Source organism: Novosphingobium mississippiense (assembly GCF_044029535.1).
Taxonomy (GTDB): Bacteria; Pseudomonadota; Alphaproteobacteria; order Sphingomonadales; family Sphingomonadaceae; genus Novosphingobium.
In genome coordinates this window covers 886630-900906 of record NZ_CP147001.1, presented here as the reverse complement: position 1 = coordinate 900906, position 14277 = coordinate 886630, and the positions used below count along the sequence as shown (strand labels likewise).

Genomic DNA, 14277 nt, shown 5'->3' with positions numbered 1-14277 from the left:
CCGGCACGATTTTCAAACGGAAGCCCGGCTTTGTTGCCAAAGGGACACAAAGCGCGGAAAACCGTCGTTGACTACGATGTCATGTCTCGTCCGAAAACCGGTGAAGCCTGCTGGGTGGGGGAAAGGCCGGAACGAACGCAAGCATCAGCCGGAATGGCCATCGACCAGGGCCGCAAGAACGGTACGGGCCGGCGCGAAGAACGTCGTTCCGGTATGCGCCGTCGAGAAATCGAGAATGCGATCGTATGCGCCCGCCGGCTCTCCGACGAACATGCGTTGCAGCATCTTCTCGATCACCCAAAGGTGCCTGGTATACCCGATGAAATAGGTTCCGAACTCGCCCTGGCCCGGCCTGCCGAACGGCATGTTGTCCCGCAGAATATCATGCTCATCGCCATTCTCGTCGACGATAGTCGCAAGCGACTTGTGGGATTTGCGAGGGGCATCGTCGTCATCGATCTCGATATTGTCGATTTTCGTGCGACCGATGATCTGCTCCTGAAGCTGGCTCGGAATCCTTGCCCATGCGTTCAGGTCATGCAGGTACTTCTGGACGACGACGTAACTTCCGCAGGAAAAGTCCGGATCTTCATCGCCGACGATCGCCGCATCGGGAATGTCCGCGCCTGTTGGATTGGCCGTGCCATCCACGAAGCCCAGCAGATCGCGCGCGTCGAAATAGCGAAATCCCGAAACCTCATCCACCAGCGTCACGGCATCGCCCAGGCTGTCGAGCAGGATGCGTTCGAATTCGAAGCACATGTCCGCGCGCTCCGCCCGGATATGGAACAGGACGTCCCCCGGCGTCGATGGTGCCGAGTGCACCGGCCCCTTGATCGGCGCGAACGGCCTGAGTTCCCTGGGCCGCTTCGGCAGCGCGAGCCGGTCCCAGAAATCGCTGCCGATCCCCACGATGCAGGAAAGCCTGCCGGACAGGTCCCGAAAGCCCACGGTTTTGACAAGGTCATCCAGTCCGCTGAGAACGGATGCGACCTTGGCAATGGCCGCCTGCCCGCTTGCGACGTTCAGAACGAGAAACACCGCCGACGACGACAGCGGGGCATTGATGCTCTGCGCATCGATCGGAACCCTGTCCCAACTGTTTCCCGCCATGCCTGACTCCCTTCGATTCTGCCGCCGTCACGGTCACCCCCGCCAGCGTACAATGCGTAACCTTCCAGGGCTTGGCCCGTCAATTTCCACGCAAGCGACTAGCCCATCGAGCCACCGAATGAATGCCATTTCACGAAGCGTGAAGCGGTTGGGCGCCGAATTTCCGCCTTCGCAAACCGGTTCCCTCCCCGGTTACGCAATCGCTGTTGCCAGAGCCGGGCAGGAGATCGAGACGAACAGGGCCAATCGAGAGAGGAGAAACCGTGAAAGGACGCAACTGGGCCATTCTGCTTGTGCTGATCGAAGGCCTGACCTCCGCCGCCCATGGCGCACCGGCGGCGATCGAAAAGTCGGCGGCCGAACAGTCGGCAGTTGGCCGCTACAGCGTTGCCACCATCCCGTTCGACGCGGCGATGCAAGTCAGGAGCGCGACCTTCACACCCTCGGGAAAGGTATTGGTCTCCTACGCCCCCAGCGATGAGCGGAACGAGCGCCGGATCACTCTGGCCACGATGGACGATGACGGCCGGAACCTGCGGCCGTTCTTTTCCGGAACGGTTCCGGATCGCCCCGGCGACAACGGCCTGCGCTACATGGTCTTCCCCGACAACAAACGCATCTTTCTGGGCGATTTCGTGGCCGAATGCCCGACCGTGCTGGAAAATTGCAAGCAGGCGACCCTGGTTCCGGTCGACTATCCGACCGAGGTTGCCGGCGGCGCGAGCATTTCCCATCGCTGGTCGGAAATCGTCGTTGCGCCGGATAACGAACATGTCGCCTGGACGACCCTGTTGGCGAACTATTCGGCGATGGTCTTCACGGGAAGGCTTGAGCGTTCCGGTGATCGTTACCGGATTGCGGACACAAGGATCGTCAGCACGCTGGACCCGTTCGTGCCCGATCCGCGTCACGCCGACGGCGTGCTGCCCCAGCCCGTACTCGGCGGCGAAGTAAAGCAGTTCGTGCACGGCGGCAAAGCGCTCTCGCTGGCGGGAGCGGCTGATCACGACCTGCCGGATTCGGTAACGCAGGACCTTGCCAGCGGCCGCAAAGTCGCCGTCACGTCCACCCCCGGCTATACGGAAACCACGATCTTCTCGCCCGACGAACGATTGGGGCTGACGATGACCACGCGATTTTCGGAGAAATCCGGCCTCGCCATTCTGGGACTTGTGCCTCGCCCCTATCCCGACAGCCTCAACATGGGCCTGAGCATGTTGGCGTACACCTACAGCGTAACCGGCGTTCGTCAGGATCGGCTCGGCAATGTCGGCCCCGCGCTGATCGACATCGCGGCCTCCATGAAGGGCGGTGGCTATCTGGGTACCGACCTTGCCGCAAACGATGACTGGGTGTTCCGCTCGCCCATGTCATGGCATCCCGGCGGCAGGAAGGCGATGTGGCCGGAAGGACGGCGCACCGACGGTGCCGTGCGCATCCGCATGGTCACATTGCCCGACTATCGCCCGGGCAAGCCGCCCGCGACGGTGGCCACTCCGGCGGACCGCACGGGCAGCACCGACCTGAGCTTGGTCGCGCAATATGCGCGCAAGAGCCAGGACATCGACGTCAAGGTCTACGGAAAGGCCTCGGGCTATATCGTCTATCGCCGCACGCCCGGGGGGGAAATCGGAAAAACCTACGTCAACTTCGCCGACGATCCGCGGCAGGTCTACTCGGGAACCGAGACCATGAAGGCCAATCCGCGCGGCCGCTCCACCTATACTGCAAAGCTGCAGGTAATCGGCGAGCGACCGGCAACGATGGACCTGACGATGATGTTCGGCCCGCTATCCGGCCGCATGCCGGCCCGCTTGCTGTTCGACCCCGACGAGAACGGCGTGCCCCTCTCGCACGGCTTTGCCGAATATGCCGGCAAGCGCCTCGACGTGAGTTCGCTGATCCCCTGATCCAAAGCTGTTTTCCCGGTTTGACCGGAAATATCCCGATCAGCCGCTGCGCGGGGTCGGCCATCGCGACTTGCTACACGGCTCGAAACATGTCGTTCGTGCGTGCAGGCTGCGATGGCCAGCCCTCTGCAATTTGCCAGCCCTCTATAATTTGAACGCCGCGCGGTGGGCTTCCGGTTACAGGTTCACCGCCGTCATCTGCGGCGCCGCATATCGCAGACCTTCCGCGGCCCCCGGCGGCAGCACCTCATCGATCCGCGCCAGGTCCGCATCGGCCAGCGTGACGGTCAGCGCTCCAAGGTTGTCCTCAAGGTAAGACCGCCGCTTCGTGCCGGGGATCGGCACGACATCGTTGCCCCGAGCCAGGACCCAGGCGAGTGCGAGTTGTGCCGGCGTACACGCCTTGTCCCGTGCCATCCGCTCGATCTCGGCCACCAGTTCAAGGTTCCTGGCAAACGCTTCGCCCTGGAAACGCGGCGCATGGCGGCGATAGTCATCCTCGGGAAGATCCGCCGTCGACTTGAACTGGCCGGTGAGGAACCCGCGCCCCAGCGGACTGTACGGTACGAAACCGATGCCCAGTTCCCGCAAGGTCGGAAGGATTTCTGCCTCCGGCTCTCGGCTGAACAGCGAGTATTCGGTCTGCAGCGCCGAAATCGGATGAACCGCGTGTGCGCGGCGGATCGTTGCCGGCGCCGCTTCGGAAAGGCCAAGGTAGCGAACCTTGCCTGCGGTCACCAGTTCCGCCATGGCGCCCACGGTTTCCTCGATCGGCACATCGGGATCGACCCGGTGCTGATAGTAGAGGTCGATCTCGTCGATACCCAGCCGCTTCAAGCTGGCATCGCAGCATTGGCGAACGTAGTCGGGCCGACCGCTCACCCCCAGAAAACTGCCATCCTCGCCCCGCACGTTGCCGAACTTGGTGGCGACCACGATCCACTCGCGACGTTCGCGCACGACACGGCCGACGAGTTCCTCGTTCGCGCCGACGCCGTACATGTCGGCGGTGTCGAGGAAATTGACGCCGAGATCGAGCGCGCGATTGATCGTGGCGATCGATTCCGCCTCATCGCGGCCTGCATAGAATTCCGACATGCCCATGCAGCCAAGGCCGAGGGCAGAGACTTCGAGGCCTTGCGAGCCAAGCTTGCGCATTTCCATTCCAGAACTCCCTTTGATCGATGACACATGTGCCACCCCGCCCTGCCGATGGCACGCGCGGGGTGACGGAACGGTCGTCAGAAACGCTCACCCACCAGTTCCTCGCTCTTTGCCCAGAGCGCGGCGGCACGGTCGGCAGCGAGCGCATAGGGGCGCACACCCGGGCGCACGCCCTCACCCTCGACGACTTCGGCAACACCGCAATCCTCGCCGTAACGTCCGCCAATGGCATCGGCATCGGCCACGACGGCAGCCCAGACGGAGGTGGCCGACCCTTGCGGGATCGTCTTCCAGGCAAACGCAGGCACGCCTTCTTCCTGCGCATCCCTGATCGAGGCGACCAACGCGTCCATTTCTTGCTGGCTCATGTGCCGGCCCAGTTCGGTCTCCTCGATGCCGCCGGGATGGACCGCCGTCGCCCGGATACCACGATCCCGATGCCGGCGATCGAACTCGACCGCGAAGAGAATGTTCGCCGTCTTCGAGCGGCCATAACCCACCCACGGATCGTATGGCGTTTCATCGAAGTTCGGATCGTCGAGGTTCACATCGGCCAACCGGTGCCCCGAGGAGGAAAGGTTCACCACCCGGCCGCCTTCGGCGATCAAGGGCGCCAGACGGTTGATCAGCACGAAGTGACCAAGGTGATTGACCCCGAACTGGGTTTCAAAGCCATCGGCGGTGCGGCCGAAAGGCGGTGCCATGACGCCGGCATTGGCGATGATGATATCGAATGGCCGGCCATCCGCCAGCAACCGGTCGGCACAGGCGCGCACGCTTGCCAGCGATGCAAGATCCAGTTCGGTGAGTTCGAAGTCGCCGACGATGGCCTGCGTCGCGGCGCGGGCCTTGTCGAGATCGCGCGCGGCACCGACGACCGAGGCGCCATGCGCCACAAGCGCGCGCGCCGTCTCGACCCCGAGCCCTGCCGAAACGCCGGTCACCAGAATGCGGCGGCCGGAAAGGTCGATGCCCTCCAGCACCTCGTCCGTGGTCGTTTGCACACCGAATGTCTTGGACATGCTGATCTCCTGAAACTCCGCTGCCCCGAATGACCGGGAAGCCGTGAGCGCCATCTGGGGACGAACATGCCAAGCGCCGCGCCCATTCCGCGCTGTTTCTTGCCCGATCCGATCAAATTGCCCGGCAGGCGTCTTGCAACCTGCCCCTGGAACGCCAAGATCGCAGCCATGCAGGACCGACTTACAGCTCTATGCGACCTGGCGATCCGCCATGCGGATGCGCCGGCCGCAGCATCGATCCCGCGGGTCGGTTTCCATGTCGCGCAGGAGGCCGCCGCCACCGCGAGCCCGGTTCTCTACCGCCCGATGGTCGTCATGGTGCTTCAAGGTGCGAAGCGCGTCCTTATTGGCGAGCGGGAGCTGCGATACGATACGGCAAGTTACTTCGTCGGTTCGGTGGACCTGCCCGCATCGAGTTGCATCATCGAAGCCTCGACCGGCACGCCCTATGTCGCGGTCAGCCTTGCGCTTGACCAGCAGTGCCTTGCCGACCTGATGGCCGGCAATCCCGGCGCGGCATCGCGCGAAACCATGGGCTTTGCCGTAAGCCCGGTGACGCCGCAACTGCTCGACGCCTGGTCACGGCTGATCGGCCTGCTCGATACGCCGGCCGACATTCCGGTTCTGGCGCCGCTGGCCGAACGCGAGATTCTCTATCGGGTGCTGCAGGGGCCGCAGGGCGATCTCATCCGCCAGGCCGCCCGGGTCGAAGGGCGCCTCGCCCAGGTTCGCCAGGCGATCGAATGGATCCGAACCAATTTCGATCGTCCCCTGCGCACCGAGATTCTGGCAGAAGTGGCCGGAATGAGCGTTGCCTCCCTGCACCGGCACTTTCGCAAGGCCACGGCCATGAGCCCCCTTCAGTATCAGAAGGCGCTGCGACTTCAGGAAGCGCGCCGTCTGCTGATCGCGCAAAGTGACGCAGCGCGCGCCGGCTTTGCCGTCGGCTATGAGAGCGCGTCGCAATTCAGCCGTGAGTACACGCGCATGTTCGGCGCGCCACCGGCTCGCGACGCGGTTCGCCTGCGTCAGGCCGAGATATTCGCGGACGAAGTCGCCTAGCGGGACGCTGACGATTGATGGGCTTGCGACTGGCCCGGGCGCCCCGCCAGAGTATCATGGAGCCGACGACGGCATTCCGGTGACGCCTGCAGCCGATCGAGACCTGAAGCCGCTTCACCGCCTCCTGCGCGCGAAGGATCAGATGGATGCGGCGCCCGATAGGGAGTGTTCGGTATCCCAGTTGGCGAAAATCAGCGGCACGTCAGGGGCCTATTTCGCACGATCCCCGGAGAACTGGATCGGGTGCCGCATCGTTTCGTTCGTGCAGCACAGCAGCCCGGCCTCACAGTGAAGTCGCCGGACTTCATGTTCACGATCAGGAAGAGGCGCTGAACGCGTGGGCTTTCGCGTTCAGCCCGGCAATTGGCGAAAGTCCTGATCGCTGACGATGTTCAATACCTGCACTCGGGTATAGTTATTAAATATTAACGCTCTTATCCGATATATCCCCTTGCGACGAATTGTGCCGCGGGGGCCGGGATGAAGACGAGCGTGATGACAGCGGCGTGTAAAGCCCTGTCTAAACACTCCGGCACCAGCAGTCACCTTGTCGCTCTTGCGGAGGTGACATGAAGATTCGTTCATTCGGTGATGTACCCGATTTCAGCGCTACGGTGGATGTCGCCATCATCGGCGCCGGACCGGCAGGATTGACCGCTGCCTATCTGCTCACCAAGGCAGGTCGCAGCGTGGCCTTGATCGAGAAGGATGACCGCTATGTCGGCGGGATCAGCCGCACGGTCGAGCATGAAGGATACCGCTTCGATATCGGCGGCCATCGCTTCTTCTCCAAAAGCCAGCAGGTCGTCGATCTGTGGAACGAGATCCTGCCCGACGATTTCATCCAGCGCCCACGGATGAGCCGCATCTATTACGAAGGCAAGTTCTACAGCTATCCGCTGCGCGCCTTCGAAGCGCTGCGCAACCTCGGCTTGTGGCGATCCACCCTGTGCATGGCCAGCTACGTGCAATCCAGGCTTTTTCCGGTCCGCAACGTCGCGACGTTCGAAGACTGGACGGTCAATCAGTTCGGCCGCAAGCTCTATTCGATCTTCTTCAAGACCTATACCGAGAAGGTTTGGGGCATGCCCTGTGACGAGATGAGCGCGGACTGGGCGGCCCAGCGCATAAAGGGGCTTTCGCTGTGGGGGGCCGTCAGCGATGGGATCAAGCGCAGTCTTGGCCTCAATCGCAAGCCGAACGACGGGCAGGCGGTCAAGACCCTGCTCGAAACCTTCCGCTATCCACGCTTCGGCCCCGGCATGATGTGGGATGCGGCCCGGCGCAAGATCGAGGAAACCGGGTTGGGCCAGGTGTTGATGGGGCAAAACCTCTCGCGCCTGGTGGACCTGGGCGAGGATGGCTGGTGCATGGAATCGACGGGGCCCGCTGGCATGACTTCGATTAATGCCCAGCATGTCATCAGTTCGGCGCCGATGCGCGATCTGGCCCATTGCCTTGCCCCCGCACCACAATCGGTACCGGACGCGAACAACCTGAAGTACCGGGATTTCCTTACGGTTGCGCTGATGATCCGGTCGGAGGACTTGTTCCCCGACAACTGGATCTACATCCACGACAGCAAGGTGCAAGTCGGTCGCATCCAGAACTTCCGCAGCTGGTCGCCTGAAATGGTGCCCGATTCCGAGATGGCCTGCGTCGGCCTGGAGTATTTCTGTTTCGAAGGCGACGGTCTCTGGTCCATGGCGGACGATGACCTTGTTGCCCTCGCCACCCGCGAAATGGAAACTCTCGGCCTGTGCACGCCGGCGGAAGTGACCGGCGGCGTGGTCGTGCGGCAGGAAAAGGCATACCCGGTCTACGACGAGGATTACGCCGCCCATGTCGCCGCCATGCGCGAAGAATTGGAAGATCGCCATCCCACGCTGCATCTGGTCGGCCGCAACGGCATGCATCGCTACAACAACCAGGATCACGCCATGATGACCGCGATGCTCACCGTGGAGAACATCCTGGCTGGCCAGCGCCTCTACGACACCTGGTGTGTAAACGAAGATGCCGAGTATCACGAGGCGGGCAACGAGGGCGCCCAGACCTCTCTGCCGAAGCAGGCGCCAAGCGCCGACCAACTCGCCGCTTTGGCATCGCTGCGCGAAGTGCCCGCACGGGCTGCGCGCGAGGCGGCCTGAAATGCCGGACACCGGGCGGATCGCGGAGGCGTGCGCGCTCCTGAGGAATCAACGCTTCCTGCGCTATCTGATCGCCAGCGTCGGCGCCTTGGCAATGGACATGGGGTCATTGCTGGCCCTGCTCCGGCTGGACGTTCCGGCAGGCTTGGCCGCAGCCATGGCCTATTCGCTGGGCATCGTCGTGCAATGGCTGCTGCTGAGCAGAGCGGTGTTCAATGACGGCGGCGTCGCCCAACGCGGGATCGGCCGCACCCGGCAGAAGGTCGTTTTCGTAAGCTCGGCATTGCTGGGGCTGGCCGTTACCAGCGGCATCGTCTCGGCCGCGGCAGCGCTGGGCGTCAGCGTCCTTGCCAACAAGGTGCTGGCGGTGACGATCAGCTTCACGCTCAACTGGTTGCTGCGTAAGCGGATCGTGTTCAGAGTTCCGGCGGAAGGCTGATCTCCCGCATGTCCCGTTTCATTGTCGCTGCCCTGATGCAGCAGCCATGACCATGCAGGCCCAGGAATCTGCCGGTGCGCGCGCGCGCCTTGTGCTGTTTGCGCTGTGGCTGGCAGTTACGATCCCGCTGGTGCTGACCCATGTGTTCTGGCGCGATGAAGTTCGCGCGATGAGCTTTGCGGTCCAGGGAAGCACCGTCATAGATATGTTCAGGGGCGTGCGTGGCGATGGCCACCCTCTCTTGTGGTATCTGCTGCTGCGCGGCGGGCACGCGATCATGGGAAATGTCGCGCTGCCGGTGGTGGCTTTCGCGATCGCGTCGGCGTCGATGGCCCTGCTGCTGTGGCGAAGCCCGTTCGGGCCGCTGACGCTTGTCCTGGTCGTGTTCAGCCACTTCGCCGCCTGGGAATACGTGGTGATGGCGCGCAACTACGGCATTTCGATGCTGCTGATGTTCGCCTTTGCCGCCGCGTATCCCCGACTGAGAGATCGGGGTATCTGGCTGGTCGTTCCTCTGGCCCTGCTGGCCGAGACGAACGTGCATTCGGTGATCCTTGCGGGCGGACTGTTTGGCGTCTGGCTGACCGACGTTTTCCCAGGTAAAGAGCGGATCGGGCAATGGTTCGCGCGGCGCGTATTGCCGGCAGGCCTGTGCATGGCCGCCGCCGTGATGATGTGCATTCTGACGGTCTGGCCAACATTCAACGATGCGGCCATGAACCAGGAGCCGATCACCGCATCGCGCCTGCTCGTCGCGGCAGTTCTGCCGGCCGTCGGATTTGCGCCGGAATTCCCATTCCTGGCGATTGTCCCGGTGTCTCTGGTTCTTGTCGGCGCCACCTTGGTTTTGCTGGGGCGCCCGTTCTACATCCTGGCCGCACTGGGCGCATTGAGCGCCATGTCACTGCTTTTTGTGCTCACTTATGGTGCAGGCGATCGTCACCGCGAGCTATGGATCGTATACCTGATCGCGCTTTACTGGATGCGCCTCGATCGGGATCGGGAGGACGGCGACCAAATACGCGCAAGGCGCGCCAATGCGATCGGGCACGCCGCATTTACCGTTCTATTGGCAGTGCATGTGGCCAAGTTCGGCATGACCGCGGCCTTGCAGTGGCAGGCGCCCTACAGTCGTTCCCAAGACCTGGCACAGCTTCTCATCACCGCCCCGAATCTTCACGGGGCCATCGCCATTTCCGACCCCGACTATGCGGTGGAAGCCCTCCCCTACTACGCGCCCGACACGCCGATCTGGCGGCTTCGGCAGGGCGGCTTCAGCGCGATCAACCACTTCACCTCCCACGGCGCGAAGCTTGACCTTTCCTTGCACGACATCACGCAGACAGCCCGCCTGCTCAGTGCCTGCAACGAAAGGCCGGTAGCAATTCTGCTGCAAAGGCCGCCGGTGCCGGGCCAACCCGCCAAATTCGCAAGCGGCTACAACTGGACGACGCGCTATTCCCTGCCGGACATTTCCGAATTCCTGTCTGCGACCGAAATGGTCAAACAGTTCGCCTCCGCCGTGACCGATGAAAGCTTTGCCGCCTATCGACTGAGGGAAACAGCCAAGCCTTCTGCCTCCGCTTGCCGGGGTTACCGCCTGCCATAACAGCGCGGGTCGAGCGCCCGGATCAAAAAGGCATACCGAAATCGGCCGTTACGTGAAGCCGCATCGGCGCCAACGGAAATGAACGAATTCCGGGAAACCTGCACTTTGCAGAAAGTTCTTGGCGAAAAGGGTGGGGTTGCCGCTCCCGCCCATGGAAATGGGTGATTTTCGCAACTTCCGTTGCAACAACTGGAGCCTCTTGCACTTGATGGCTGCGCCCAGCCAAGCGTCCTACCCGCCTCGGAGTTACCTAGGCGACTTGGACAAATTTGGGCCAGTATCTGGTCGGGGCGAGATGACAGCTTCGATGTTCCGTTCGCCAAGGTCGGCACGGTTGACGTCGGCATCGTAGCCGTTTCCTGCGAGCAGAGCGTCATAAGCTTTGCAGTCTGCAGCCTTGCCGCCCGTCAGAAGGAAGGCGAAAGGCCAATAGCGCATCTACGAGTCCGCTGGGCAAGATCGGTATGCGACGGTTGCCAGTCATTCGCGGTATTGGCGCGCTCAACGCGACCTAACCGGTCGCAGCGGCAGAAGACACCCCTGAGCACCGTTGGCAAAGCAGACCTTTTAGCGGAGATAAAAGACCGCGCCGCAGGGAAACAACTAGGAGCAGGTGTGCACGGGGACTTTCCCCTTTCATGGCTACACGCGGTGGCTACTGGCCGAAATCCGCGCTTTGCCGCACTCCTATGTCAGCGACTTAGGCTATCCTGGCTGGGGCGGCAGGATTCGAAAATCCAATACAACTATTTGAACATTATCATCATGTACGAAAATTTAATTTTTGATTACCATCAATGTATTCTTCATGTTTGTGATCAGAAATGGGATTCACTGGGCTTGTATGAGACTTTCCCCGCCTTTCGTCAAGATTTGTTTGATGCAGATTATCCGCTTTTTCAGCTTAGAACGGATGTTTCCTAGGGCGACTGCGTCAAGTTTTTCTATGATGCTTCGTCAATGATAGTGATGCGTTTATCTGCATCCCGCACGAGCCTCTCTTGCCGGAACCGAAATCCTTTAATGCCTGCATATCGGCGGCCGGCCCATACTGCGCACGGCCGCGCTCCATTGCGCTGACGCTCAATGAGCCGCCGCGAGGTGTCTTATCGACGTAGCCGTAGCGATCGCTGCCCAGGGCGCCCCGCTCATCGCGGCCCATCAGCGGTCTGCGCGCCTGGATCGTCGCTAGGAATCAATCTTCCGGGCTGCCAGTGTAGGCGCATGGTGGCCGATTTCCTCCTCACATTCTGGAAGGGCCTAGGCCGTAGTGACATTTCAGGGATTCACGACGGAAAGTATTTCTGATTCAACACTGGGTTTTGGAGGCCGGTGTGGAAGGCGAAGTGCTTCGGGACGATCAGTGGGAGCGACTGCGGGAGTTTGTGCCGGGGGGGGCGCAAGGGCAAGCGTGGCCCGCGCAGCGACGGCCGGCGCTTCCTGGATGCCTTGTTGTGGTTGGCACGCTCGGGTGGTCGCTGGCGTGATCTGCCCGAGAGGTTCGGGCCGTATCAGACGGCCAAGCGTCGCTACTATCGATGGATCGAACAAGGTGTGATCGACCGGATCTTCGAGGCTGTGTCCGATGATCCCGATATCGAGTGGCTGGCGATCGACGCTACCGTCATCCGTGCTCAGGCCCAATCGGCCGGGGCGCGGGTCAAAAGGGGGGCGTTCAAGCCCAGGCTCTCGGTCGTTCTCGAGGAGGCTTCGGCACCAAAATCCACGCCGTAGTCGATGCGCTTGGCCTGCCGATCCGCTTCATACTCGGCCCCGGCCAGCAGAATGATATGGCGCCCGCATGCGATCTGATCCGCGACATCCCGGCCGGCAAAGTCTTGGCTGACCGCGCCTATGATGCCGACCGTTTGCATGACCTCATCTACGAGCAAGGCGGCGAGCCGGTCATCCCGCCCCGCCGCCATCGCAAATATCAGCATGAATATGATCGCATCGCCTACAAACAGCGCTGGGGCATTGAAGGCTTCTTCGCCAAGCTCAAGCAATGGCGCCGCATCGCTACTCGCTACGACAAACTTGCCGCCAACTTCCTCGGCTTCATCAAACTCGCCAGCATCATGCTTTGGCTCAAATAGTTAAATCGTCACTACAGCCTAGCATGATCGGACATGCCTGATGGCTGGAACAGCGCATCCGCGAGGCGTACTTGCGCAAACGCGGCCCGACTACGAGCAGCCGGAACGGCGCCGATTCGCCTGAGCGTTCCAGTCGCCGCTTTATCTGTCCAATGCCGTCTTCCGTCTCACGCTCTTCGAGCCTTACTGACGCGCAGATCTAAGAGCGGCTCGGGTTCAGCGTTCACCGGGCCGAGATCGAGATGGGACACGCGATCGTATGATCCAGCGATCGAGAGATCGGCGGAATAACAGGCCGGGTGAGGATTGCGGCGCGCCCTCTACGGTGGGCGCTTCAATTTGCCTTCCGGTACGGCGCTTTTCCAAGCCGGAGGCGGCAAGTCATCTATCAGTACGAGATCGGATTTTTCATCCATTCGATAATGGCGCTTCCGTCGTTTTTCGGCGATTTCTCGACTCCAAGGCGCAATCAGGGCAGCTTCCAGGAAGATGTCGACCCAAACCTAGTCATTCCAATTAGCCGCCGTTGAACGACCGCGCTCGACTAGAGCGAGCCGATGGAAACCGAGTGTGTCGGGGTCACTCTTGCGCCTTTTGGACTAAACCTAAAAACAGGCATGCATAAATTACCCGGATCCTTGTGCTACAACATATTTTGATTGGGCCCGCTTGTGCGGAAGAATGGGCCGGTTCACGTATTGAGCGTGCAAGGGAGGACGCTCGTGACAGATGAACTGGAAGACCGGGAGCGCGATATCGACCTCACCGACGAGGAACGCGAGGCGGTCGCTGAGCGATCGTCGACCAATGCGCGTATCATTCACGAGGTGATCCGGCGCCATGGTGACGAAGAAATGGAAAGGCCAACGTGGTCACTCGTCTGGTCGGGCTTGGCGGGTGGAGTGGCGATTAGCGCGTCAATCATCGGACAAAGTCTGTTCGAGGAAATGCTACCCAGAACTTCTTGGGCGCCTCTGGTGTCGAGCTTCGGCTATACCCTCGGTTTTCTTATTGTCATTTTGGGGCGTCTCCAACTTTTTACGGAAAGCACGTTGTCGGCAGTTATACCAGTTGCGACACACCCCAGTTTCTCGAACCTGGGGCGGCTCGCACGCTTCTGGGCCGTCGTTTTAATCGCGAACCTGGCGGGCACCTTATTTATTGCCATCCTTAATGGCCATCAGTGGATCACCACTCCCGAACACCACGCTGCCATGCTCGAATTATCACGCAAACTCCTTAGCCACAGTTGGTTAAAAACGCTTCAGCTAGGGGTGCCAGCTGGCTTTCTGATCGCTGCGGTGCCGTGGGCTCTGCCCTCCGCGCGTGGCCAAGAGCTCTGGATAGTGGTGATATTCACCTACTTCATATCTTTGGGTGGCTTTGCCCATGTGGTCGCGGGATCCGGTGAGGCCTGGCTTCTAGCTATCGCCGGCGAGATTTCGTTCCAGCATGCCCTGTTGGGCATTATCTTTCCCGCTCTGCTTGGCAATATAATAGGCGGAACAGGTCTGTTTGCGCTGTTGGCACATGCACAGGTTCGGATGGAATTAGGTCGTTGAGCAACGCCTAGCCCGCACCAATCCAAGTCGGTCCGCCCGCCAGATGCCATTCCCTGTCAAACAACGCCGGGAATTGGGCCCGGGGGTGACCTGACGTGCTGGCGTAGCTGAGGGGAAGATACCATTACTGGGTGGGGGAACAACTCGGCC

General features: G+C 61.4%; 11 protein-coding genes and 1 pseudogene. 8 read left to right on the top strand and 4 right to left on the bottom strand.

Translation table 11 applies throughout. From position 1 onward, the window contains the following. Positions 1 to 144 precede the first annotated feature (144 nt). Positions 145 to 1113, bottom strand: a complete 969-nt coding sequence (locus WBP06_RS04240; RefSeq protein WP_395332165.1) for a Dyp-type peroxidase — start codon at positions 1111 to 1113, stop codon at positions 145 to 147. Between the two features lie 263 nt (positions 1114 to 1376). Here WBP06_RS04240 and WBP06_RS04235 point away from each other — a divergent pair, with 263 nt between their 5' ends. After that, positions 1377 to 3023 (top strand): hypothetical protein, encoded by a 1647-nt coding sequence (locus WBP06_RS04235; RefSeq protein ID WP_395332163.1) that lies wholly within the window; start codon positions 1377 to 1379, stop codon positions 3021 to 3023. A gap of 177 nt (positions 3024 to 3200) precedes the next feature. Here the strand turns inward: WBP06_RS04235 and WBP06_RS04230 are convergent, their stop codons facing one another. Next, positions 3201 to 4187 (bottom strand): aldo/keto reductase, encoded by a 987-nt coding sequence (locus WBP06_RS04230; protein WP_395332161.1) that lies wholly within the window; start codon positions 4185 to 4187, stop codon positions 3201 to 3203. Positions 4188 to 4264: 77 nt separating this feature from the next. Further along, a complete protein-coding gene (locus tag WBP06_RS04225; RefSeq protein ID WP_395332159.1) occupies positions 4265 to 5209 on the bottom strand; it encodes an SDR family NAD(P)-dependent oxidoreductase in 945 nt (314 codons plus the stop codon). Positions 5210 to 5377: 168 nt separating this feature from the next. Here WBP06_RS04225 and WBP06_RS04220 point away from each other — a divergent pair, with 168 nt between their 5' ends. The 5 genes from WBP06_RS04220 (at position 5378) to WBP06_RS04200 (ending at position 11393) form a co-directional block, all read left to right on the top strand. Continuing rightward, the gene (locus WBP06_RS04220) at positions 5378 to 6271 is read left to right on the top strand and encodes an AraC family transcriptional regulator N-terminal domain-containing protein (RefSeq protein WP_395332157.1); all 894 of its coding nucleotides are present in this window, start codon (positions 5378 to 5380) and stop codon (positions 6269 to 6271) included. A 569-nt stretch (positions 6272 to 6840) separates the two neighbouring features. Beyond that, complete coding sequence (locus WBP06_RS04215) at positions 6841 to 8421, top strand: NAD(P)/FAD-dependent oxidoreductase (protein WP_395332155.1); 1581 nt, start codon at positions 6841 to 6843, stop codon at positions 8419 to 8421. 1 nt (position 8422) lies between these two features. Next, the gene (locus WBP06_RS04210; protein WP_395332153.1) at positions 8423 to 8860 is read left to right on the top strand and encodes a GtrA family protein; all 438 of its coding nucleotides are present in this window, start codon (positions 8423 to 8425) and stop codon (positions 8858 to 8860) included. A 46-nt stretch (positions 8861 to 8906) separates the two neighbouring features. Continuing rightward, entirely contained in the window at positions 8907 to 10469 is a 1563-nt protein-coding gene (locus WBP06_RS04205; RefSeq protein WP_395332151.1) for a hypothetical protein, read from the top strand. 180 nt (positions 10470 to 10649) lie between these two features. Then, positions 10650 to 11393: a hypothetical protein gene (locus tag WBP06_RS04200; protein ID WP_395332149.1), complete on the top strand. Its 744-nt coding sequence runs from the start codon at positions 10650 to 10652 to the stop codon at positions 11391 to 11393. Positions 11394 to 11403: 10 nt separating this feature from the next. Here WBP06_RS04200 and WBP06_RS04195 read toward each other — a convergent pair whose 3' ends face one another. Continuing rightward, positions 11404 to 11631 carry a hypothetical protein gene (locus WBP06_RS04195; RefSeq protein ID WP_395332147.1) on the bottom strand — a complete coding sequence of 76 codons (228 nt, stop codon included), beginning with the start codon at positions 11629 to 11631 and terminating at the stop codon, positions 11404 to 11406. A 172-nt stretch (positions 11632 to 11803) separates the two neighbouring features. Here WBP06_RS04195 and WBP06_RS04190 point away from each other — a divergent pair. Both WBP06_RS04190 and WBP06_RS04185 read left to right on the top strand, forming a co-directional pair. Next, a pseudogene (locus WBP06_RS04190) lies at positions 11804 to 12565 on the top strand (IS5 family transposase). A 722-nt stretch (positions 12566 to 13287) separates the two neighbouring features. After that, positions 13288 to 14127, top strand: a complete 840-nt coding sequence (locus WBP06_RS04185; RefSeq protein ID WP_395332145.1) for a formate/nitrite transporter family protein — start codon at positions 13288 to 13290, stop codon at positions 14125 to 14127. Positions 14128 to 14277: the final 150 nt, after the last annotated feature.

Excerpts from the sequence above, each read along its gene's own strand:
- WBP06_RS04240 (WP_395332165.1), bottom strand. The coding sequence starts at position 1,113 with ATGGCGGGAAACAGTTGGGACAGGGTTCCGATCGATGCGCAGAGCATC.
- WBP06_RS04230 (WP_395332161.1), bottom strand. The coding sequence starts at position 4,187 with ATGGAAATGCGCAAGCTTGGCTCGCAAGGCCTCGAAGTCTCTGCCCTC.
- WBP06_RS04225 (WP_395332159.1), bottom strand. The coding sequence starts at position 5,209 with ATGTCCAAGACATTCGGTGTGCAAACGACCACGGACGAGGTGCTGGAG.
- WBP06_RS04220 (WP_395332157.1), top strand. The coding sequence starts at position 5,378 with ATGCAGGACCGACTTACAGCTCTATGCGACCTGGCGATCCGCCATGCG.
- WBP06_RS04215 (WP_395332155.1), top strand. The coding sequence starts at position 6,841 with ATGAAGATTCGTTCATTCGGTGATGTACCCGATTTCAGCGCTACGGTG.
- WBP06_RS04210 (WP_395332153.1), top strand. The coding sequence starts at position 8,423 with ATGCCGGACACCGGGCGGATCGCGGAGGCGTGCGCGCTCCTGAGGAAT.
- WBP06_RS04205 (WP_395332151.1), top strand. The coding sequence starts at position 8,907 with ATGACCATGCAGGCCCAGGAATCTGCCGGTGCGCGCGCGCGCCTTGTG.
- WBP06_RS04195 (WP_395332147.1), bottom strand. The coding sequence starts at position 11,631 with ATGGGCCGCGATGAGCGGGGCGCCCTGGGCAGCGATCGCTACGGCTAC.